The organism is Aeromonas sp. FDAARGOS 1404, assembly GCF_019047085.1.
GTDB lineage: Bacteria > Pseudomonadota > Gammaproteobacteria > Enterobacterales > Aeromonadaceae > Aeromonas > Aeromonas veronii.
In genome coordinates, this window is record NZ_CP077237.1 from 314,128 (window position 1) to 334,105 (window position 19,978).

At 58.3% G+C, this 19,978-nt stretch carries 15 protein-coding genes and 1 pseudogene; 7 read left to right on the forward strand and 9 right to left on the reverse strand.

What is annotated here, in order from left to right; translation table 11 throughout:
* Window positions 1-34 precede the first annotated feature (34 nt).
* Genes pspC through pspA form a run of 3 tightly spaced genes read right to left on the reverse strand, consistent with a single transcriptional unit; the run spans window position 35 to window position 1,362 of the window.
* Window positions 35-439 carry an envelope stress response membrane protein PspC gene (gene pspC, locus I6L34_RS01410; RefSeq protein WP_005333670.1) on the reverse strand — a complete coding sequence of 135 codons (405 nt, stop codon included), beginning with the start codon at window positions 437-439 and terminating at the stop codon, window positions 35-37.
* Window positions 436-672: an envelope stress response membrane protein PspB gene (gene pspB / locus I6L34_RS01415; RefSeq protein ID WP_005333672.1), complete on the reverse strand. Its 237-nt coding sequence runs from the start codon at window positions 670-672 to the stop codon at window positions 436-438. The genes pspC and pspB overlap by 4 nt, the downstream gene beginning before the upstream one ends.
* Before the next feature lie 3 nt (window positions 673-675).
* Window positions 676-1,362, reverse strand: a complete 687-nt coding sequence (gene pspA / locus I6L34_RS01420) for a phage shock protein PspA (RefSeq protein ID WP_005361184.1) — start codon at window positions 1,360-1,362, stop codon at window positions 676-678.
* 196 nt (window positions 1,363-1,558) lie between these two features.
* Between pspA and pspF the strand changes: the two genes are divergently transcribed.
* The 6 genes from pspF to I6L34_RS01450 all read left to right on the forward strand — a co-directional run bounded on the left by pspF (window position 1,559) and on the right by I6L34_RS01450 (window position 8,000).
* Window positions 1,559-2,587, forward strand: coding sequence for a phage shock protein operon transcriptional activator (gene pspF, locus I6L34_RS01425; RefSeq protein WP_075115121.1), 1,029 nt, complete (start codon window positions 1,559-1,561; stop codon window positions 2,585-2,587).
* A gap of 108 nt (window positions 2,588-2,695) precedes the next feature.
* Window positions 2,696-4,291: an ABC transporter substrate-binding protein SapA gene (sapA, locus tag I6L34_RS01430; RefSeq protein WP_216956846.1), complete on the forward strand. Its 1,596-nt coding sequence runs from the start codon at window positions 2,696-2,698 to the stop codon at window positions 4,289-4,291.
* Between the two features lie 2 nt (window positions 4,292-4,293).
* Window positions 4,294-5,253: an ABC transporter permease subunit gene (locus tag I6L34_RS01435; protein ID WP_129503868.1), complete on the forward strand. Its 960-nt coding sequence runs from the start codon at window positions 4,294-4,296 to the stop codon at window positions 5,251-5,253.
* Between the two features lie 35 nt (window positions 5,254-5,288).
* Window positions 5,289-6,182 carry an ABC transporter permease subunit gene (locus tag I6L34_RS01440; RefSeq protein ID WP_005333677.1) on the forward strand — a complete coding sequence of 298 codons (894 nt, stop codon included), beginning with the start codon at window positions 5,289-5,291 and terminating at the stop codon, window positions 6,180-6,182.
* The gene (locus I6L34_RS01445; protein WP_005333679.1) at window positions 6,182-7,180 is read left to right on the forward strand and encodes an oligopeptide/dipeptide ABC transporter ATP-binding protein; all 999 of its coding nucleotides are present in this window, start codon (window positions 6,182-6,184) and stop codon (window positions 7,178-7,180) included. The genes I6L34_RS01440 and I6L34_RS01445 overlap by 1 nt, the downstream gene beginning before the upstream one ends.
* Before the next feature lie 34 nt (window positions 7,181-7,214).
* Window positions 7,215-8,000 carry an ABC transporter ATP-binding protein gene (locus I6L34_RS01450; protein WP_005333681.1) on the forward strand — a complete coding sequence of 262 codons (786 nt, stop codon included), beginning with the start codon at window positions 7,215-7,217 and terminating at the stop codon, window positions 7,998-8,000.
* A 105-nt stretch (window positions 8,001-8,105) separates the two neighbouring features.
* Here the strand turns inward: I6L34_RS01450 and htpG are convergent, their stop codons facing one another.
* Together htpG and recR are read right to left on the reverse strand one after the other, a co-directional pair.
* The gene (gene htpG / locus I6L34_RS01455; RefSeq protein WP_216955424.1) at window positions 8,106-10,019 is read right to left on the reverse strand and encodes a molecular chaperone HtpG; all 1,914 of its coding nucleotides are present in this window, start codon (window positions 10,017-10,019) and stop codon (window positions 8,106-8,108) included.
* Between the two features lie 168 nt (window positions 10,020-10,187).
* Entirely contained in the window at window positions 10,188-10,790 is a 603-nt protein-coding gene (gene recR, locus I6L34_RS01460; RefSeq protein WP_021231388.1) for a recombination mediator RecR, read from the reverse strand.
* Between the two features lie 377 nt (window positions 10,791-11,167).
* On the opposite strand from recR, the pseudogene I6L34_RS01465 reads away from it, so the two are divergent.
* Window positions 11,168-12,084 (forward strand): annotated as a pseudogene (locus I6L34_RS01465) (IS5 family transposase).
* Window positions 12,085-12,137: 53 nt separating this feature from the next.
* On the opposite strand, the gene I6L34_RS01470 reads toward I6L34_RS01465, so the two are convergent.
* From I6L34_RS01470 to tssI, 4 genes are read right to left on the reverse strand one after another with little or no spacing between them, the layout of a single operon-like run.
* The gene (locus I6L34_RS01470; protein ID WP_141108814.1) at window positions 12,138-12,521 is read right to left on the reverse strand and encodes an Imm50 family immunity protein; all 384 of its coding nucleotides are present in this window, start codon (window positions 12,519-12,521) and stop codon (window positions 12,138-12,140) included.
* Window positions 12,518-17,215, reverse strand: coding sequence for an RHS repeat-associated core domain-containing protein (locus I6L34_RS01475; protein ID WP_216955426.1), 4,698 nt, complete (start codon window positions 17,213-17,215; stop codon window positions 12,518-12,520). Before I6L34_RS01475 ends, I6L34_RS01470 begins: the two co-directional genes overlap by 4 nt.
* Complete coding sequence (locus I6L34_RS01480; protein ID WP_058056962.1) at window positions 17,212-17,940, reverse strand: DUF4123 domain-containing protein; 729 nt, start codon at window positions 17,938-17,940, stop codon at window positions 17,212-17,214. Before I6L34_RS01480 ends, I6L34_RS01475 begins: the two co-directional genes overlap by 4 nt.
* Window positions 17,930-19,975 (reverse strand): type VI secretion system tip protein TssI/VgrG, encoded by a 2,046-nt coding sequence (gene tssI / locus I6L34_RS01485; protein ID WP_058058708.1) that lies wholly within the window; start codon window positions 19,973-19,975, stop codon window positions 17,930-17,932. The genes I6L34_RS01480 and tssI overlap by 11 nt, the downstream gene beginning before the upstream one ends.
* Between the last annotated feature and the right edge of the window lie 3 nt (window positions 19,976-19,978).

Here is a 19,978-nt window from a genome sequence, read left to right on the forward strand (position 1 = left end):
GGCGCCGCCATCGACATGGGTGCTTCAGCAAGAACTACAGCTTGCGAAACTCCCGCTGCAGGGTGAACTCCCTGGAGGTCACCAGCTTCTCGATCCGCTGAACTCTAGGCTCCAGCGCGTCAAGTTCCTGCGCGATGCGGCCCAGCGCCTGATGAGGGGTGATCCCCGCCTGCCAGCTGCGCGCTTTCATCCGCACCTCGGCAAAGTCGGCATCCTCTTGCGAATAGAGGGTGACCGGCTTTTTGTCGAGCAGGAACCAGGCGGCGATATAGGCGGTGAAGGTGATGAAACCGGCGAAGATAAGGCCACTGATGGCGAGCAGCCGCACGATCCAGGTCTCCACCCCGAAATACTCAGCCAAACCGGCACAGATCCCGGCTATCTTGCCACGCTGGGGATCGCGATAGAGGTTACGCCCTTCACGACTGACACTGCTCATACCTTGTTCCTCCAACCGGGTACTTCCGCATCCAGAATCGACTCCAGCGCGCCCACTCGCTCCTGCATCTTCTCGGTGCGAGCCAGCAGCCCTTGCAGCTGTTCCCGCTCGCTATCGGCAAGACCGGCGCCAATCCGCCCCTTGGCACGATAGTGCAGCACCAGCCAGATGGGAGCCACCACCACCATGAAGACCACCATGGGAACCATCAATACGCCCAGCAGATCTTCCATCTGTTACTCCCCCTGTTTGCCTTCGCTTTTGCTGTCGCCCTGACCCAGCTTCTGGCGCATGGCTTCCAACTCGCGGCTTATCTGATCGTCCACTTCCAGCTCGGCAAACTGCTGCGCCAGCGCCTTGTCGGACTGTCCCAGATCGGCGCGCGCTTCCATTTCGTCGATGCGACGCTCCATCCGCTCAAACTTGCTCACCACCGCCTGGCTCTCGCCACGGGCTACCTGGCTCTGCACATTGAGACGGCTGCTGGCCGCTTCGGTGCGAATGGCCATCGCCTTTTGACGGGCGCGGGCATCTTCCAGCTTGGCTTCGAGCTGGCGGATCTCTTCACCCAGCTTCTCGATGCCGCTGTCGACCGCCTGCTGCTCGCGGTAGAGGGTCTCTGACAACTCGGTCTGTTTCTTCTTCTCGATCAGGGCGGCGCGGGCCAGATCTTCACGTCCCTTGGTAAGGGCCAGCTCGGCCTTGGCCTGCCACTCGTCGACCCGCTCCTGATGACGGGCGACCTGACGGCCAATCTCTTTCTGGCTGGCGAGGAAGCGAGCCAGATTGGAACGCTCCTTGACCAGCTCGTCCTCCATCTCCTGGATGATCAGGCGCACCATCTTCTGGGGATCTTCTGCCTTGTCGAGCAGAGCCGTCAGGTTGGAATTGATGATGTCGGCCAGACGGGAAAAAATACTCATGATTGCACTCCTGTTATTGGCATGGCGTTGTTTCTCCATTGACAATGGCAACTTGTGTGCCAATCTGGAACAAAATTTAACTTGTTGATTTATATGGGGCAGAATAGCCGGATTGCAAGATGCCTCGCGCAAGTGATGATTAAAATCACCAACTTTTGGTAAGATTGACCAGCTTTTACAACTGACAGGGATCACTATGACCACGGCCACGGAAAGCCTGCTGGGGGAATCCAACGCATTTCTCGAGATCATTGAGCAGGCCTCACGGCTCGCCCCGCTGCGCAAACCCGTGCTGATCATCGGTGAGCGGGGGACGGGCAAGGAGCTGATCGCCCACCGCCTACATTATCTCTCGGCGCGCTGGGATCAAAGCTTTGTTACCATCAACTGCGCCACCCTGAGCGAGAGCCTGCTGGAGACCGAGCTGTTCGGTCACGAAGCGGGATCGTTTACCGGCGCAGCCAAGCGCCACCAAGGCCGCTTCGAGCGGGCCGATGGCGGCACCCTCTTCCTCGACGAGCTGGCCACCACCAGCGCCCGGGTGCAGGAGAAGTTGCTGCGGGTCATCGAGTATGGCGAGTTCGAGCGGGTGGGTGGGGCCAAGCCCCTCAAGGTGGATGTGCGGCTGGTCTGCGCCACCAACGAGGATCTCCCTGCGCTGGCCGACAAGGGGCAGTTTCGCCCCGATCTGCTCGATCGGCTCGCGTTTGATGTGATCACTCTCCCCCCCTTGCGGGAGCGGCGGGAAGATATCCTGATGCTGGCAGAGCACTTCGCCCACAACATGACCCGGGAGCTGGGCTATCCGCTCTTTGCCGGCTTCTCGCGCAAGGCAACCCAGCTACTGCTGGATTACCACTGGCCGGGCAACGTGCGGGAGCTGAAGAACGTGGTGGAGCGTAGCATCTATCGTCAGGGCAATCCCCAGTTGCCGCTCTCGACCCTGGTGCTCAACCCGTTTGATTCCCCCTGGCGACCACAGGTCACGCAACCTGCGCAAGAGGCCCGAAGCGAGGTACAATCTGCATCCCCCCTCGCCTTGCCGCTCGATCTCAAGCAGGCGGTGGCGGAGTACGAGATTAATTTACTCAAGCAAGCGATGCAGCAATCCCAGTATAATCAGCGCAAAGCCGCTCAACTGCTGGCCTTAAGCTATCACCAGTTCCGTGGCATGCTACGCAAATATCAGCTGCTGGATGGCGATAACGATGCAGAACAAGAGTGAAGGAGTGCGGTTGATGCCGACTCCAGCAACACGCCAGCCTTCGCGCTGGCACATTTGTATCAAAACGTGCGTACAAAACCCCTATAAGAACATGGTTCAACAATGAGAATGCTCACACCCTTGCTGCTGGGTATGCTGGTGCTGGTCACCGGCTGCCAGAAGCAACCCGAGGCCTCCAAAACCGGACTCATCTATTGTGCTGAGGGATCCCCCCTCTCCTTCAATCCCCATGTTTCCAACTCCGGGGTGACACTGGATGCCAGTGCCCGTCCGCTCTACGACCGCCTGCTGGAGGTGAACCCCAACACCCTGGCGCTGGAGCCGGCGCTCGCCACCAACTGGCATGTCAGCGAGGATGGCCTCACCTATACCCTGACCCTGCGCAAGGGGGTGACATTTCACCATACCCCCTGGTTCAAGCCCACCCGCACCTTCAATGCCGATGACGTGGTCTTCACCTATGCCCGCCAGCTTGACGAGCAGCACCCCTATCACAATGTCTCCGGCGGCGATTACCCCTACTTCTACAGCCTGGGGCAAGATCTGCTGATCAAACGGGTGAGCAAGAAGGGGCCGCAGACGGTGGTATTCGAGCTGAATCAGCCAAACGCCTCCTTCCTCGCCACCCTGGCCAGCGACTATGCGGTGATCCTCTCCGCCGAATACGCCGAGCAGATGTTGCAGGCAGGCACCCCGGCCCTGCTGGATAGCCGCCCCATCGGCACCGGGCCGTTCAGCTTCAAGGAGTATCGCCACAACGAGTTCATTCGCTATCTGCGCCACCCCGGCTATTGGGGCGGCGATGCCAAGATTGAACAGCTGGTCTACGACATTACCCCCAAATCCGCCAAACGGCTGGCCAAGCTGCTGACCGGCGAGTGCGACGTTATGAGCACCCCTTCCGCTAGCCAGCTCTCGGTGATCAAGCAAAATCCGGCGCTGAGCCTCTCAGTCCAGTCGGGGATGAACGTCGCCTTTTTGGCCCTCAATACCCGCAAGCCGCCGTTCAACAACGTCAAGGTGCGTCAGGCCATTGCCAGCGCCATCAATATCGACAACCTGCTTCAGGCGGTCTATTTCGATACCGGCCTGCCCGCCAACAGCCTGTTGCCGACCCTCTCATGGGGTTACAACCCCAGCCTGCCCGAGCGCAAACCCGACCTGAAACGGGCGCGCCAGCTGCTCAAGGAGGCGGGACTGGAGAAAGGGTTCGAGATGCAGGTGCTGGTGCAACCGGACGCCCGCCCCTACAACCCGGATGCGGTCAAGACCGCCCAGCTGATCCGCAGCGATCTGGCCAAGGTCGGGATCAAGCTCAAGATCGTGCAACGGGAGTGGCCGGTGATCGAAGGCCGCCTCACCAAGGGGCAGTACGACAGCCTGCTCTCCGGCTGGATTGCCGACAACGCCGACCCGGACAACTTCTTCCGCCAGCTGCTGAGCTGCTCGGCAGTGGAGCGCGGCAACAACTACAGCCGCTGGTGTAGCCCGGCCTTCGATCAGTTGCTGGATGATGCGGTCACCACGCCCCAGCTCTCGTTCCGGCTGCGTAACTACTACTATGCCCAGACCCTGCTCAACGAACAGCTGCCGCTGATCCCGCTGGCGCACGCCTTGCGTACCCTGGTCAGCCGCAGCGACATCGAGGGGCTGACGCTGATGCCCTTTGGCGGCACCTCCTTCAACCAGGCTCACAGGGAGTAAGCATGCTTCTATACACCTTGCGCCGCATCAACCTGCTGCTCATCACCCTGCTGGCGCTGACCTTTGTCGCCTATCTGCTGGACTATCGGCTGATCGGCCATCAGCTCAGCTTCTGGAGCGGCTATCCCGACTTCCTGCGCCGCATTTTCGCAGGTGACCTGGGGCTCTCCAGCGTCTCCGGGCTGCCGGTGCTGGACGAGATCCGCCACTACTTCCCGGCGACCCTGATCCTCTGTCTGGCGGCGTTCGCCATCTCGCTGCTGGTGGGCATTCCTCTCGGCACCCTGGCGGCACTGTCCCAGGGCAAGACGCTGGATCTCTCCATCATGACTGCCGGTCTTATCGGCTATGCGGTGCCGGTGTTCTGGCTGGCACTGCTGGTAGTGATGCTCTTTTCGCTGGATCTCGGCTGGTTGCCGGCATCGGGCCAGATCAGCCTGCTCTACGACGTGCCCCCCATTACCGGCATCGCGGTGCTCGATGTGCTGCTCAGCAACGAGCCCTGGCGGCAAGCGGCACTGCATGATGCCCTGCGCCACCTGATCCTTCCGTCACTGGTGCTGGCGGTGGTGCCCACCACCGAGGTGATCCGCCATGTGCGCAGCTCCCTCATCGACGTGATGAAGCAGAACTACATCAAGGCGGCGGCGAGCCGGGGCCTTTCCAAGGCGCAGATCGTCTGGCGCCATGGTCTCAAGAACGCCCTGCCGCCGGTACTGCCGCTGCTGGGTCTGCAACTGGGTAGCGTACTCACCTCCGCCATGATCACCGAGGTGGTGTTCGAGTGGCACGGGATCGGCCGCTGGCTCATCAGCAGCATCGCCCTGCAGGATTACGCCGCCATTCGCGGCGCAACCCTGGTAGTGGCCAGTTTCGTGATCCTGACCAGCGTCAGCACCGAGTTGCTGACCACCCTTATCTATCCGGCACGGCGCAAAGAGTTGTATGCCAAACAAGATTGAACGCGCTCATGGCGTGACCAGGAGCCAGGTATCCTATGCAAGATAAATCGAACATCTATCCCGAGCTCAAGATCCTCTCGCCCCTTGAGCAGACGTGGGCCTCCTACAGCCGCAATCCTCTGGCGATGGCGGGGCTCTGGTGCTTTTTGCTGTTGCTGCTCATCACGCTGGTGGGGCCGCTGGTCGTCCCCTACGGCATAGATGAACAGCACACCGACAAGCTGCTGCTCGCCCCCTCGTGGGCGGCGACCGGCAACATCGACTACTTCCTCGGCACCGACGATCTGGGGCGCGACATGCTCTCCCGGCTGGTGGTAGGGGCGCGCCTCACTTTCGGTTATGCGCTGGTCGTGGTGGTGATCGCCATGGTGGTGGGTTCCGCCATCGGCATCCTCGGCGGCATGAGCAAGGGGCTTAAATCGAGCGTGCTGCACCACTTACTCGATACCCTGCTCTCCATCCCCTCCCTGCTGATGGCCATCATCATGGTCGCCATCATGGGGCCGGGTTTTGGCAATACCCTGATAGCCATTACCCTGGCGTTGATCCCGCCATTTATCCGGGCCACCTACAACGCAGTACATGCCGAGATGCAGAAGGAGTACATCACCGCCAGCCGCCTCGATGGCTCGCCCCCCTTCCGGATCATGCGTCTGGCTATTTTGCCCAACATTGTCGAAACCCTGGTGGCCCAGACCACCCGCACCTTGTCGGCGGCCATTCTCGATATCTCGGCGGTCGGGTTTCTCGGTCTCGGCGCCCAGTCTCCCCAACCTGAGTGGGGCACCATGCTGGCCGATTCGAGCGACCTCATCTATCTCGCCCCCTGGACTGTCACCCTGCCCGGCATCGCCATCCTGTTCAGCGTGCTGGTGACCAATTTAGTTGGTGAAGGCATTCGTGAAGCACTCAAAGAGGGGAATGACTGATGCCGCTGCTCGATATTCGCAATCTCACCATCGAGATCGACACCCCGCAAGGCAAGGTCAAGGCGGTGGACAAGGTGAGCCTGACCCTGACCGAGGGGGAGATCCGCGGTCTGGTGGGTGAATCCGGCTCCGGTAAAAGTCTGATCGCCAAGGTGATCGTCGGCATCGAGAAGGACAACTGGACGGTGCGTGCCGACCGGATGCGCTTCAACGACATGGATCTGCTGACCATGGCCCCCAAGGAGCGCCGTCGCATCATGGGCCGCGAGATCGCCATGATCTTCCAGGACCCCATCAGCTGCCTCGACCCCTCCGAGGAGATCGGCACCCAGCTGGAAGAGGCGATCCCGACCGATTCGTTCGAGGGACAATTCTGGCAGCGCTTCCAGTGGCGCAAGAAAAAGGCCATCGCCCTGCTGCACCGGGTCGGCGTCAAGGATCACCGCAAGGTGATGCGCGCCTATCCCCACGAGCTGTCGGATGGCATGTGCCAGAAGGTGATGATCGCCATGGCCATTGCCAACCAGCCGCGTCTGCTGGTAGCCGACGAGCCCACCAGCGCCATGGAGTCCACCACCCACTCCCAGATCCTGCGACTGCTGGACAAGATGAACAAGCTGGGCAATACCACCATCCTGATCATCAGTAACGATATCGCCGCCATCGCCAACCTGACCGATACCATCAACGTGATGTACTGCGGCCAGATGGTGGAAGTGGGCACCCGGGAGCAGATCCTCGAGACCCCGCATCACCCCTATACCGATGCCCTGCTCAAATCGATCCCCGACTTTGACAAGCTGGTGCGCCACAAATCGCGCCTCGAGACATTGCCCGGCGTCATCCCGCCGCTGCAACACCTGCCCATCGGCTGCCGTCTGGGGCCGCGCTGCCCCTACGCCCAGAAGCAGTGCGTGCAGACCCCCCTGATGAACAAGATCAAGGGCCATCAGTTCAGCTGCCACTTCCCGCTGAACATGGAGGAGCCAAAAAAATGATGACCGTTAATGCCCCCATGAAGGAGCCCCGCTTGTGATCGAGCCATCCCTGTTGCAGGTCAGAGGCCTTAGCAAAACCTACCAGAACCGCACCGGTCTATTCCGTCGTCAGGCGGTGGAGGCGATCAAGCCCCTGTCGTTCGATCTCGAAGTGGGTCAGACCCTCGCCATCGTCGGCGAAGCTGGCTCCGGCAAGAGTACCCTCGCCCGCATTCTGGCTGGCATGATCGAACCCACCAGCGGCGACATCGCCATCGACGGCCAGCTGATGGTGCATGGCGATTACCAGACTCGCTGCAAACTGCTGCGGATGATTTTTCAGGATCCCAACACCTCGCTGAACCGCAAGATCCGGGTCGGCCAGATCCTGGAAACCCCACTGCGCCTCAATACCGAGATGACCGAGGAGGAGCGCCGCGAGAAGGTGGTGCAGACCCTGCGCATGGTGGGGATGCTGCCGGATCACGCCCTCTTCTACCCGCAGATGCTCTCCTCCGGTCAGCAGCAGCGGGTTGCGCTGGCGCGGGCGCTGATCCTCAACCCCAAGATCGTGGTGGCCGATGAGGCGCTCTCCACGCTGGATATCTCGGTGCGCTCCCAGATCATCAACCTGCTGCTGGAGATGCAGGAGACCATGGGGCTGAGTTATGTGCTGGTAGCCAACGACCTGGGTATCGTCAGCCATATCAGCGACGAGGTGCTGGTAATGCACGAAGGTCGGGTGGTGGAGCGCGGCAAGACTCTCAAGGTGTTTGCCGATCCCCAGCATGAGGTGACTCGCCGTCTCATCCAGAACTACAACAACGAATACCGCAAATAGAGAGGCGCTGGCCGCCTCCCTCACCGCTGTGTTTCGCCGAGTTCACTCGGCAGGATCAAAAAAGCCCACTGTATGCAGTGGGCTTTCTGTTACCAGCGTTGCTGCTTAGGCTTGCAGCAGCAGACGGTTGATGCGGGAGACGAAGCTCGCCGGATCGTTCAGCCCGCCCTGCTCGGCCAGCTGGGCCTGTTCGTGCAGCAGGGTGACCCACTCGCCAAACAGCGCCTCGTCTTCGATGGTGTCGAGTTTCTTCACCAGCGCATGGTCAGGGTTGAGCTCCAGAATGTACTTCTGCTCCGGTACCGGCTGGCCGGCGGCACGCATCAGCTTGATCATCTGGGTGCTCATGCCGTAGGCGTCGGTGACGATGCAAGAAGGTGAGTCGGTCAGACGGTGAGTGACACGCACCTCTTTCACTGCATCGCCCAGGCTCTTCTTGACCCGCTCCACCAGACCGGCATTGGCCTTCTCGGCCTCCTCCTGCGCCTGTTTGGAGGCTTCGTCTTCCAGATCGCCGAGATCCAGTTCGCCACGGGTGACGGAGATAAGCTGCTTGCCGTCGAACTCGGTCAGGTGGCTCATCAGCCACTCGTCCACGCGCTCCCACATCAGCAGCACTTCGACACCCTTCTTGCGGAAGATCTCGAGGTGCGGGCTGTTCTTGGCAGCGGCATAGGAGTCAGCAGTGATGTAGTAGATCTTCTGCTGGCCTTCCTTCATGCGGCCAACGTAATCCTCAAGAGAGACGGTCTGGGCTTCGCCCTCGCCAGCGGTGCTGGCAAAGCGCAGGAGCTTGGCGATCTCTTCGCGATTGGCGTAATCCTCGGCCGGGCCCTCTTTCAGCACATTGCCGAACTCTTTCCAGAACTTGGCGTACTTCTCGGCATCGTCTTTCGCCAGCTTGGAGAGCATGGTCAGAACCCGCTTGGAGCAAGCCTTGCGCAGGGAAGCGGTCACCTTATTGTCCTGCAGGATCTCGCGGCTGACGTTGAGCGGCAGATCGTTGGAGTCCAGCACCCCTTTGACGAAACGCAGGTAGGTCGGCATAAACTGCTCGGCGTCGTCCATGATGAAGACGCGCTGCACGTAGAGCTTCAGACCGTGTTTCTGCTCGCGGTTGTAGAGGTCGAACGGTGCGCGGACCGGTACGTAGAGCAGGCTGGTGTACTCCTGCGCCCCTTCCACCCGGTTGTGACCCCAGAGCAGCGGATCTTCAAAGTCGTGGGCGACGTGCTTGTAAAACTCCTGATACTCCTCGTCCTTGATATCTTTCGGGTTGCGGGTCCACAGTGCCGTGGCGCGGTTAACCTGCTCCCACTCGCCCGGGGTGCCGACGATGGTCTCGCCATCCTCTTCGCGATCCGGGGTACCCTCTTTGAACATCTCGACCGGTACGCTGATGTGATCGGAATATTTGCCCACCACGGAGCGCAGACGCCAGTCGTCGAGGAACTCGTCCTCTTCGGCACGCAGGTGCAGGATGACGTCGGTACCGCGACCCTCTTTGGTTACGTCAGCGACGGTGAAGGAGCCTTCCCCTTCAGATTCCCACTGTACGCCCTGCTCCGGAGCAGTACCGGCGGCGCGGGAGACCACGGTCACCTTGTCGGCCACGATAAAGGCGGAGTAGAAGCCGACCCCGAACTGACCGATCAGCTGGGAGTCACGTCCCTGATCGCCGGAGAGGTTTTTGAAGAATTCTGCGGTGCCGGACTTGGCGATGGTACCCAGGTGCTCAATCACCTGATCGCGGGTCATACCGATCCCGTTATCGGAGATGGTCAGGGTACGCTTCTCTTTGTCCACCACCAGACGCACACGCAACTGGCCGTCGTTTTCGAACAAAGAGGCATCGGAAAGCGCCTTGAAGCGCAGCTTGTCCGCCGCATCGGATGCGTTGGAGATCAGCTCGCGCAGGAATACTTCTTTGTTGGAGTAGAGGCTGTGAGCCATCAGGCTCAGCAGTTGTTTGACTTCAGTCTGAAAGCCGTGGGTTTCGGCATGAACACTTTGGGTCATGGACCAATCCTCAGAAACATCGGGTTGAACATATGCCCAACCTAGATGGGGACAGCGATCCAAATATCAAGGGGGCGAATGTGCAATCCTGCTCATTCGCCCCCTGTTGGCGTGTAACCGCCGATTTTATGTTCAGTTTTTCGCGACTTGCCTGCCGCCACCCGCCCCTTACTTGAGGCGCTGGCGCCCCATTAGGGAGTGGGAGAGCGTGGTGCCATCCACCAGCTCCAGCTCACCCCCTACCGGCACCCCGTGGGCGATGCGGCTCACCTCTACCCCGGCGGTGCGGGCCATATCGGCGATATACCAGGCGGTGGCATCCCCCTCGATGGTGGGGTTGGTGGCGAGGATCAGTTCGCTGATCGCCTCATCTTTCAAGCGGCGCTCCAGAATATCGAGTCCCAGCTCCTCCGGGCCGATACCGTCCAGCGGCGACAGATGGCCCATCAGCACAAAGTAGCGACCGGAAAACTGGCCGGTCTGCTCGATGGCGGCCACGTCCGCCGGACTCTCCACCACACAGAGCAGGCCATTCTCTTCCCGCTTGGGATTGGCGCAGATATCGCAGCGGTCGTTCTCGGTAAAGGTGCGGCAGTGGCTGCAATGACCGATCTCGGTCAGGGCGCGAGAGAGCAACTGGGCCAACCGCAAACCGCCGCTGCGCTCACGCTCGAGCAGGGTAAAAGCCATCCGCTGGGCAGACTTGGGCCCCACCCCCGGCAATACCTGCAGGGCTTTCATCATCTCATCGAGCAGGGGACTGAACTTCATAACACTCCTTACACAGGCCTGCCCCTCGCCACCACCAGGGCCACGACGGGTCAGCAAAACAGGATAACGCCATTGGCGCAGGACTATACCCGAGCCGGCCCCCCATCGCCATCGGCTTAGCCACACCTTCTTCGCTAACCGCCCTGTCGAGTCAACCGGACAGTTTTCAACGAGGCACTTACCCATTAGAAATGGCGCTTGTTTTGCTCTATCGCCAGCGTGTTTGCCCGAATCAATGGAATTCAAGGAAAACCACAAAAAAGGTTGTGTCACGCCTTTGCTCCACCAGCAGCGTTGTTTCCCAAATCGATGTGGCTGAATGGAACTAACTGAGAACTTGGTGATCTGATCACAACCATCCTCTTCAAGTCTGCATCATGGGCATATCGCTTCATCCCATCACCAACTGGCCTCAATACAACAAGTCTTTGATTAACCGTGGTTCGCTCACCTTCTGGGTTGATGCCGAGGCCATGAACAACTGGTTTCACCACGACCATCACGGACGGCGGGGCAGCAGCCAGCTCTACACCGACCAGACCATTTGTACCTTCCTGATGCTCAAGGGGATTTGCAACCTCACTCTGCGGGCCACTCAGGGACTACTCGACTCTCTGTTCGAGTTGATGAATGTGCCGCTGTGCGCACCGGACTGCAGATGTGTTAGCAAGCGCGCTCGCACGGTGAAAGTGGCCTATCGACAACCCGCCAAGGGGCGAATCACCGACTTGGTCATCGACTCAACCGGGCTGAGGGTGTTTGGTGAAAGCGAATGGAAGGCCAGAAAACACAGCGCCGAGAAATGGCGAATCTGGCGCAAGTTGCATCTGGCGGTAGACTCGACAAACCACGATATCGTGGCAACAGAGGTGTCATTTGAAAACACCCATAATACGGAGGTTTACCGACCTTGCTCAATCCACTGCGGCGCAAGCTGGGACGTGTTTATGCGGATGACACCTATGACAGCAAAGCCAGCCATCATCTTATCTCGTGCAAAGGGGCGACAGCCTGTATCCCGCCTCGCAAGAACGCTGGACTCTGGAAAAAGGGGCACCCAAGAAATGAGGCTGTACTGGTAATGCGCAAGAAAGGGCTGGCGCACTGGAAGAAGATATCGGGGCATCACCGCCGCTCGCTGGCAGAGACGGCAATGTATCGGTTCAAGCAGTTGCTGGTGGGGAAAATCAATCTGCGTAACTACAATGGCCAAGTGGGAGAAGTCATGGCGTATGTAAGCGCCATAAACAAGCTGAATACCTTGGGCCTACCTGTCAGAAAGCCCCGAGTGTAGCGGTCACCAGGGGCTGGGGCTGTTGCTGCTTGATGATTGATTTGGCCCCCCCCCTAACTTAAATACACGCTGCAACTTTGAAAAACCAGAAACTCCGCCTTTATTTCAACTTTAAAATCCCCATTACATTGTCGGATAACATAAATATCTTTTTGTTGTTCAATATCAATAGAAAAAAAACCTGCCATATACCAACCGGATATATAAACACTTTCTGCATTACAAACAGAAAGAGTTATTGAAACCGTATTGAAATCTCTTCCGTATAAACCCCATTTTGCAACCTCTTTAGACGGCTTCTCTTTAGTATGAAGAGTTAAAAAAATATGGCCACCGGAAGAAAACTCAACTCTACCGATTAAAATATCACCGTTTATTCCTTCTGGATATAAAGCTTGCAAATGTGGGTGTGGCAATACCACATCAAACAGATTCATTTTTTCACTCCAAAATTATAATGACCATGAGTTCCTAAAACAGAGCCTGTATTCAAATTATCTGAAGGCCTAATATTAAAATGAGGTTCCAACCCGTGCCTAGGAGTTGCTTTAGCATGACCTAAGCTATGTTCTTGAATAAATACGCTCTCACCTTTTGCATTTATAAACTCATATTGCCTAGTTGTTATTGGTTGATTGTTAGTTCCCATAATCACTCTGCCATTCCCATCTAATAATTCAGGCTTGGTGATATTAACGGGCTGCTGGGTCATGGGTATTCCTGCATCACGCTTTGCTTGTCTAAAGGCCTCACGCCGAGTTTCAGCCTCATAAGAGGTTTTCTTATTCGGCCCCGGCGGACACTGCCCCGGTATATTCGTCAACCCCAGCGGATCCACCCAACCGGTCGGGTTGGGGGCATACTGATAGTTGTTGAGCCCGCCTGCCAAGCCTATCGGGTCGGGGGTGATAAATCTACCCGTTTCAGGTTGGTAGTAGCGGTGCCGGTTGTAGTGAAGGCCAGTCTCAGCATCAAAATATTGCCCTTGAAAACGCAGCGGCGTCGCCACTTCCGTTATCTCTTCCCGCCACACATTGCCATAGGCGCGATAGCGCACCTGCCAGGCAGTCGCTCCATTGTCACGAGTCAACGCCAGCGGGGTACCAAGGTGGTCAAGTTGATAATGGAATACCTCGGCATCCTGCCCTTCCCCTTCCAGCTGTACCAATGGCTTGAAGCTGCCCGGTTCATAGATAAAGCTGCGGTATTGCTCATCGGTACGATGTTTATCATTACCAAGCTGATAACTGCTTTCGGCAATCAGGTTGTTGGCCTGCCACAAGAATTCGGTGACCAGCTCGCCCTTTGCCCCACTCACCGTCTTGCGAATACGGCGGCCAAAGGCGTCGTAGTCATAACGGGCCGTGGTGCCATCCGGCAGCTCAGCCCTGATCAGTTGGTGCTGGCAGTCGTAGTGATAACGGGTAACCAGTGACTGGCCTTTGCCCCGTCGCTCGATGGCCAGTCGGCCAAATTCGTCGTACTCAAAATGGCGATCGCCACTAAACAGCAGCCGGTTCCCCTGGGTGCGCGCCCCATCAAACTGACTACCCAGCGTCTGGCTCAACAGGTTGCCCGCCGGATCGTGCAGGAACCGCTCGGTCAGTTCACCACGCACCTCCAGCAAGCGGTCCAGCGGGTCGTAGCGGTAGTGCTGCTCCCCTTGCACGCTGTCATTGATCTGCAGCAGATTGCCGGTGCGGTCATAGCCGTAACGCCGCTCACGAGCGACCTGTTTGCCCCGTTGCAATCGCAGCGCCGTCAGCCGCCCTTGCTCGTCATATTCGTATTGCTGGGTCAGCGCCCCCTGGCTGCGGCGCATCTCCAATCCACCAACCATCTGGTGGCGAGTCAGCTCAGCGCCGTTCAGATCAATCCCGCTTAGCTCGCCATGCAGGTAGTGGTAAGCCAGCTTGTTGCCATCGGGCAACTGCCAGTGGGCCAACCGCCCCATGGCATCATGCTTGAAATAGTTGGAAGCCCAGCCCTGATGCTCGGCCAGCAGATTGCCTGCTGCATCGTATTCAAAGGTGAGTGGCCAGGCGCTATCATCCACCTGGGTCAACTGACCGTACTGGTCATAGCTGAACTGGATTTCACGGCCATCGGGCAAGGTTTTTTTAAGCAGCCGCCCCATGGAGTCTCGCTCATAACGGGTGACCAGCTCGGTCTCCTGCTTGCCGAACTCGGCCTTCTCGCTCAAATGGCCGTTGAGGTCGTAGCGGTAAGCGGTGGTGCGACCATCAAAGCCGGTTTCCCGCGCGACCAGGCCATTGGGGAAGTAGTGAATGCGGTGCTGCTCGCCATGCTCGTTCTCAATCTCGCTCAAGAAGAGCTTGGCATTGTCGTAGCGATACTTAAGCTCACTGCCGTCCGGGTTGATGCGGCGGCTTACCAGATGCAGGCCGGGGTGATATTCGTAGCGGGTCTCACGGCCCAGCTCATCCCACTCGGCCGTCACCTTGCCATAGGCGTTATATTCGAAGCGGCGGGAGCCACCACCAGGCAGATACACGGCTTGCAAGCGATCGGCCGCATTCCATTCATAGCGGGTAATCGCGCCACGCGGGTCGCGCCGTACAATCTGACGACCCCGCTCGTCATAGCGCCAGCGGGTCACGCCGCCGTTGGCACCCTTCTCCTCGATCAGCTGCCCAAGGCGGTTCCAGCCCAGTTCGATGCGGCTGCCATCGGGTTGCACCACGGTACTGAGCTTGCCTTGCGTGTTATAGCTGTAGCGAGTCTCCCGCCCCAGGGGATCCCGTCTTGCAATCACATCCCCTTGCTCGTTGCGTTCAAAACGCCACTCACGCTCCCCCTGCACCACCTTGCGAACCCGACCATCCCAATAGTGATAGGTGGTCTGACTGCCATCGGGCGCAATCTCGCACTCCAGCAAGCCCGCTTCGTCATAGTGGTAACGGGTTTCGCCCCCCAGTGCATCGCGGGCCAGCACTTTCTGACCCTTGTCGTTATAGACAAACTCGCTGACCGCGCCGTCGGGATCTTGCTGACGGATCAGTCGAGCGTTGCTGTCATGCTGGTACACCTCCTGACTGCCATCAGCATTGCTGACCGTCACTTCACCCTTGTCATCATCCCAGGTGTAACTGACATCAAAACGGGCCACATCACTCCAGTGGCGAACCGCGCGCGCCAGCTTTCCTTCCCGCTCCCATTCCCAGAAGAACCCTGCGCCGCCCGCCAGTCGGCGCTCCAGGATCACCCCATCGGAACGATAGCGGTAACGTTCGCACTCACCGGCCCCGTTTTCAGCCACCACCAGGTGCCCTGCATCGTCATAGTAATAACGTTGCAAGGTCGCTTCTGGCTGCCAGTTAATACCGTCAAAATGCTGTAATTCGACAGCGGTCAGATATGCCTTTTGATAGACAATGCGAAGAGCCAGACCGCCCTCGTTCTCAATCCAGCAGGGGCGCCCCTGCTCATCGGCACGGATAGTGAGCCGGTTGCCATAAAGGTCTGACATGGCCGTCAAACGGCCTGTCTTGCCATGCCAGGTGAAATGCAGGAAGGGCGATCCCGCCTTGGCTACTATTACCTCGTCAGGCTCATCCCCCAGATAAACGGCCGCCTCTGACAACTGGTTGGTGATCATGGGTCTGGCTGCCGAGGGCATCGGCAACTCGATGGCAAGAGACTCCTGATCCCACCAGGTCAGGCTATCTCCGTGACGTTCTAGCCGATGGGCCAGCGCATGACTCCACCCCGCCCCCATGCCACAGGAACGCTCAACAGCTGACGTGCGATAGAGGCGACCAAAGGTAAACGGCAGCATGCCCGGCAGATGGGCATCCTCCAGCGCCAGTAACTCCTCGCCGGTGACCATGGACACAGGGCAGTTGTTCTTGCAGGTTTTGGCTTCAGTCTGGCTGGCATGACCAGCGGCGTTGGTTGAGTGTCTGGAGGTGTCTGGTGTACTACCAACCTGCTTGATAGTGGTGCGCGACTTGTGCCTGCGGCTCTCTGCTGTCGCTTTTTCTACAAGCGTTGATGCTCCTCTGTCGATCAGCTGTAGATCTGCTTTTTTAAGCGGATTCAACGGCGCCCCACCCGTCACCAACACCGGCTTGGCTACATCGATATGAGCGACCAAATTGTGCTTTTTTGACATGGCGATTAATGTTGCCGCCAGCTTGGCCATCCGAGCCTGCTGCTTGGCCGCCCTGGTCATGGTGGTCGCCACTTTGGCACTATAGCGAACGGCTATTCCTGCACCGCCGGTCAAGACGATCCCAACCAGTACATCAAACAGTACAGTGACCACCGCCTGGGTACCAAACTCCACCAGCTCATCCGGGGGGAGCATCTTTAACCAGCTCACCAGTGCATTAACATAGAGATAGATCAACGCCTCATCTTGCAGCACCAACATGGCGCTCTCGATCTTCTCTGCTCCCGCTTGTGCCACATCGGCCGCATTTACCCCGAATTTCAGCAGTTTTTCGGCATTACCCATTGGATCAGCCAATAAATCATACAGACCGGTTAAATCGTCCCATACCGAGGCAAGCGCACGACCAATCCCACGCAACACTCCGGCGGCAACTGCAACGCCACCACCGCCATTACGTTGATAATTAACCCATGCAGGTTGATGGGTCGAGGCCCACTCGCGCTCCAACCAGGCAGCCAAATCAGCCTGCACCACCTGATATGATCTAAATAATCCATCAAAATCACTCTTCTTCACATTGGGATAGAAGGTCACCCTGTAGGATTCCCCTGGCTTGAGACTCCCAATTTCGGCCACCCCCTTGGCATCGAGCGAGCCCTTTCTTTCCTCTTTAGCAGGGACAAACTTTCCCTTTTCCATCTTCCCCGATTCCACTAGGTAGGGGGTATTACCGATAGGAATAAAGCGCACGGATTCAAACAGATGGACCAGCCGCAAAGTGCCACTCAACGGGCACTGCGTCACCACGGATTGCGCCTTCTTGCTGCTCGAAGACGCCTTTATCGTCTTGTCACCAACCTTGATGGTCTGCTCCATGTCCATACCGAGCATGTCGCCAAGAAAGAAACTCTCGGCATCCTTGCGGTACTCAGTCAGGGCATTGCGATAATCGGCGATCACCTGGGTGAAGACGGCCTGGCCGGCATTACTCATGCTTGAACCTCATTGAGCAGCGCCGCTTCCAGCGCTGGAAATAGATCGATATCAGGGGATGGGTAACGGGAAACGAAACGGGCAACTTTGCACCTGAGATTGGCCTCGGGGAAAGCCCAGTAAAGCTGGCCATTCTCATCTGCCAGCTGTTGCATCAGGTTGTGGATAAGGGGACCTGTATCTTGCTCGGCCAATACTGCTGCGATAGCTGGAGGAAGTTCCCACCAGGGAAATGGACGTACAGCACAGGGCTCCGATGGTTCCCATGAAAATGCATTGCCCTGACACCACATCGCACCCAGTTGCGGCAACAGCGTTGTCATACCATCACCAAGCTGCGACACGATGGCAGACATATACACGCCATCCCAATAGCGAAAGAACACGGCTTCACCCTGATGCCAGATCTGGGTCAGCCCCTGAAAATGGCCATAGAGAGTGCCAGAAGGTTGCTCGGTCGCCAGAATAAATCCCCAATCGCGAGCATCGGTCGTTTCAGCCCATTCGATAAAAGGACTCACTTTGTCCAGCTCGACCAGATAGGGCATCACGGGGAGCCAGTCGTGATAGGGGGTACCGAGATAGAGTCCGCGCGGTGTATGACGGCCATCAAGCTGGTAATAGTGCTGCAAAGGTGCCGCATCGCTGGCCCCTGCCAGTACGGCATACAGTGGGCTGGTTTGCACGGCTACCCACTCAGCAAGCGACATTGCTTCAGATTTCACAGCCGCCCTCCTTGCACTTCTCACACTCCTCACAGAAAGGGGCGGCACTCTTCATGGTGGCCAGCTGGGCAGGACTGAGCGGCACCTTCGGCATGGGAGGAACTGACACACCATGAGGGCCGACAGGGGATTTACCCGCCCAACCTGAACCAGACCCTGGGCCTCCCCCAGAGTTCATCTTGATCGTAGGGCCAACCAGTGTGACGCCACCACCATCCACCTTGATAAAGCAGCCGCCCACCTTGACGGTAATTTCAGATCCCGCCTCCAGCACCACCTTGGCACCAGCCTTGACGTGCACCTCCTGCCCAGCCTGGGTGAGCCAACTTTGTCCCAGTTTTTGGTGCATGGAAGCATCCACCGTCAGCGAATAGTCCGCCTTAATGTGGTCACGCTTCTCGCCCTCCACCGTCAGGTGGTCGTTGGCCTTGATGCGAGTGACCCGCTCATTGTCGATATCCCGATGCTCGTCATGCTTGATATGCCACGCCGCATCGTTTTCAATCAGCACATTCAGGTCTTTCTGACCGTGGATATAAATCTCTTCCTGTCCCGCCTGGTCTTCAAAGCGCAGCTCGTTAAAGCCCTCCCCCTTGTGGGTTTCGGTACGCAGCACGGTGCGAGTCTTGTTGGCTGGCAGCTCATACGGCGGCCGGTTGGTGGCGTGGTAGGTGCGACCCGTCACGATAGGCTGGTCGGGGTCACCTTCGAGGAATGAGACGATAACCTCATGGCCAATGCGCGGAATCGCCATCATGCCGTACTGGCCACCGGCCCAGCCCTGACTCACCCGCACCCAGCAGGAGCTCTGGTCGTTGGAGCTGCCATATCTGTCCCACGGGAACTGCAGCTTCACCCTGCCATGTTCGTCGCAGTAAATCTCCTCCCCCTCGGGGCCGACCACTATCGCGATTTGCGGGCCGTCCACCATCGGCTTGTGAGGTGCTTCGGGGCTGCCGATACGGGCGCGCCAGGTGGTACTCGCCTTCACTACGCCAAATTCGTTGTGGTAGACGGTCGGGCCGCTGCCGCCTTCTTCTTCCAAGGCTTGTGGCTGCTCACCGGTGTGGCGGATATGAACGATTTGCCAGTCAGTGTTGAGGCTACCATTGGGATGTTCGGTCAATGAAAAGTGCTGGCCCGGCAACAAGGCGGCACTGTTGGACTTGCCACTGCCCGCCACCGCGTCATTGCGCAGGGCATCGAGCCGATGCTGGACAAACGCCTTGCCGCTCGGGTCCTGCTTGTAGCGACCCGGATAGTCGAAGTGCTGGTAGGTATCCCGTTGGTGCTCGAGCTCTGCACCCTGCTTTTTGTGGGAGAGGCCATAAGCTGGCGTCTTGAAGCTGTAATCTTTCAGCTCCACATCCGAGGGGCGCACCGCCTCGCGGTAGTGGAACTGGCGCACATAGGGACCTTGTTCCAGCGAGCGGTTGCCGAGGTTGAAAAATAGCTCGGGGCCCGCGGTCAGGGCTGCCGCATCGTCAGCAAAGACGATGCGGTGCTTGCCTGCTTCAAACTCGTGGAAGTAGAACAAGCCCTCTTCGGCGGCCAAGCGGTTCACAAAGTCGAGGTCAGTCTCCCGATACTGCACGCAGTATTCCCGCTGGGCGTGTTCGTTTTTCAGGGCAAAGGCGTAGTCGGTGATGCCGTGCTCTTGCAGCAGGATACTGAGGATTTCATCGGGCTTTTGCGCCTGAAAGATGCGGGAGTTCTGGCGCAGCCCCAGCCGCCACAGCGCCGGTTTGACTTGCAACTGATAGCGGGTACGGCGAAAACCGCTGTCTCCTTGGGCAAACTCGCTCACAACCCCGCAGACCCGGCGTTGCAGCTCGCCGTTGTACCACACAATCAGCTCGCATGGCTGGTCCAGCACGGCGCCAAAGTCGACATCAGGCTGGCTACTGGCCAACTCCAGCTGCAGATTGAACGGCCGGTTCAGCCCCTCATCCAGCTGAAAACTGGCCACCACGAAGGTGCTCTCGGGCAACGCCCCCACCTTGACCGTAAATTGTAATCCTGTGCTTTGCGCCATGAC

Excerpts from the sequence above, each read along its gene's own strand:
- pspC (WP_005333670.1), bottom strand. The coding sequence starts at position 439 with ATGAGCAGTGTCAGTCGTGAAGGGCGTAACCTCTATCGCGATCCCCAG.
- I6L34_RS01435 (WP_129503868.1), top strand. The coding sequence starts at position 4,294 with ATGCTTCTATACACCTTGCGCCGCATCAACCTGCTGCTCATCACCCTG.
- I6L34_RS01445 (WP_005333679.1), top strand. The coding sequence starts at position 6,182 with ATGCCGCTGCTCGATATTCGCAATCTCACCATCGAGATCGACACCCCG.
- recR (WP_021231388.1), bottom strand. The coding sequence starts at position 10,790 with ATGAAGTTCAGTCCCCTGCTCGATGAGATGATGAAAGCCCTGCAGGTA.
- pspF (WP_075115121.1), top strand. The coding sequence starts at position 1,559 with ATGACCACGGCCACGGAAAGCCTGCTGGGGGAATCCAACGCATTTCTC.
- tssI (WP_058058708.1), bottom strand. The coding sequence starts at position 19,975 with ATGGCGCAAAGCACAGGATTACAATTTACGGTCAAGGTGGGGGCGTTG.
- I6L34_RS01475 (WP_216955426.1), bottom strand. The coding sequence starts at position 17,215 with ATGAGTAATGCCGGCCAGGCCGTCTTCACCCAGGTGATCGCCGATTAT.
- pspA (WP_005361184.1), bottom strand. The coding sequence starts at position 1,362 with ATGAGTATTTTTTCCCGTCTGGCCGACATCATCAATTCCAACCTGACG.
- htpG (WP_216955424.1), bottom strand. The coding sequence starts at position 10,019 with ATGACCCAAAGTGTTCATGCCGAAACCCACGGCTTTCAGACTGAAGTC.
- I6L34_RS01440 (WP_005333677.1), top strand. The coding sequence starts at position 5,289 with ATGCAAGATAAATCGAACATCTATCCCGAGCTCAAGATCCTCTCGCCC.
- pspB (WP_005333672.1), bottom strand. The coding sequence starts at position 672 with ATGGAAGATCTGCTGGGCGTATTGATGGTTCCCATGGTGGTCTTCATG.
- I6L34_RS01470 (WP_141108814.1), bottom strand. The coding sequence starts at position 12,521 with ATGAATCTGTTTGATGTGGTATTGCCACACCCACATTTGCAAGCTTTA.
- sapA (WP_216956846.1), top strand. The coding sequence starts at position 2,696 with ATGCTCACACCCTTGCTGCTGGGTATGCTGGTGCTGGTCACCGGCTGC.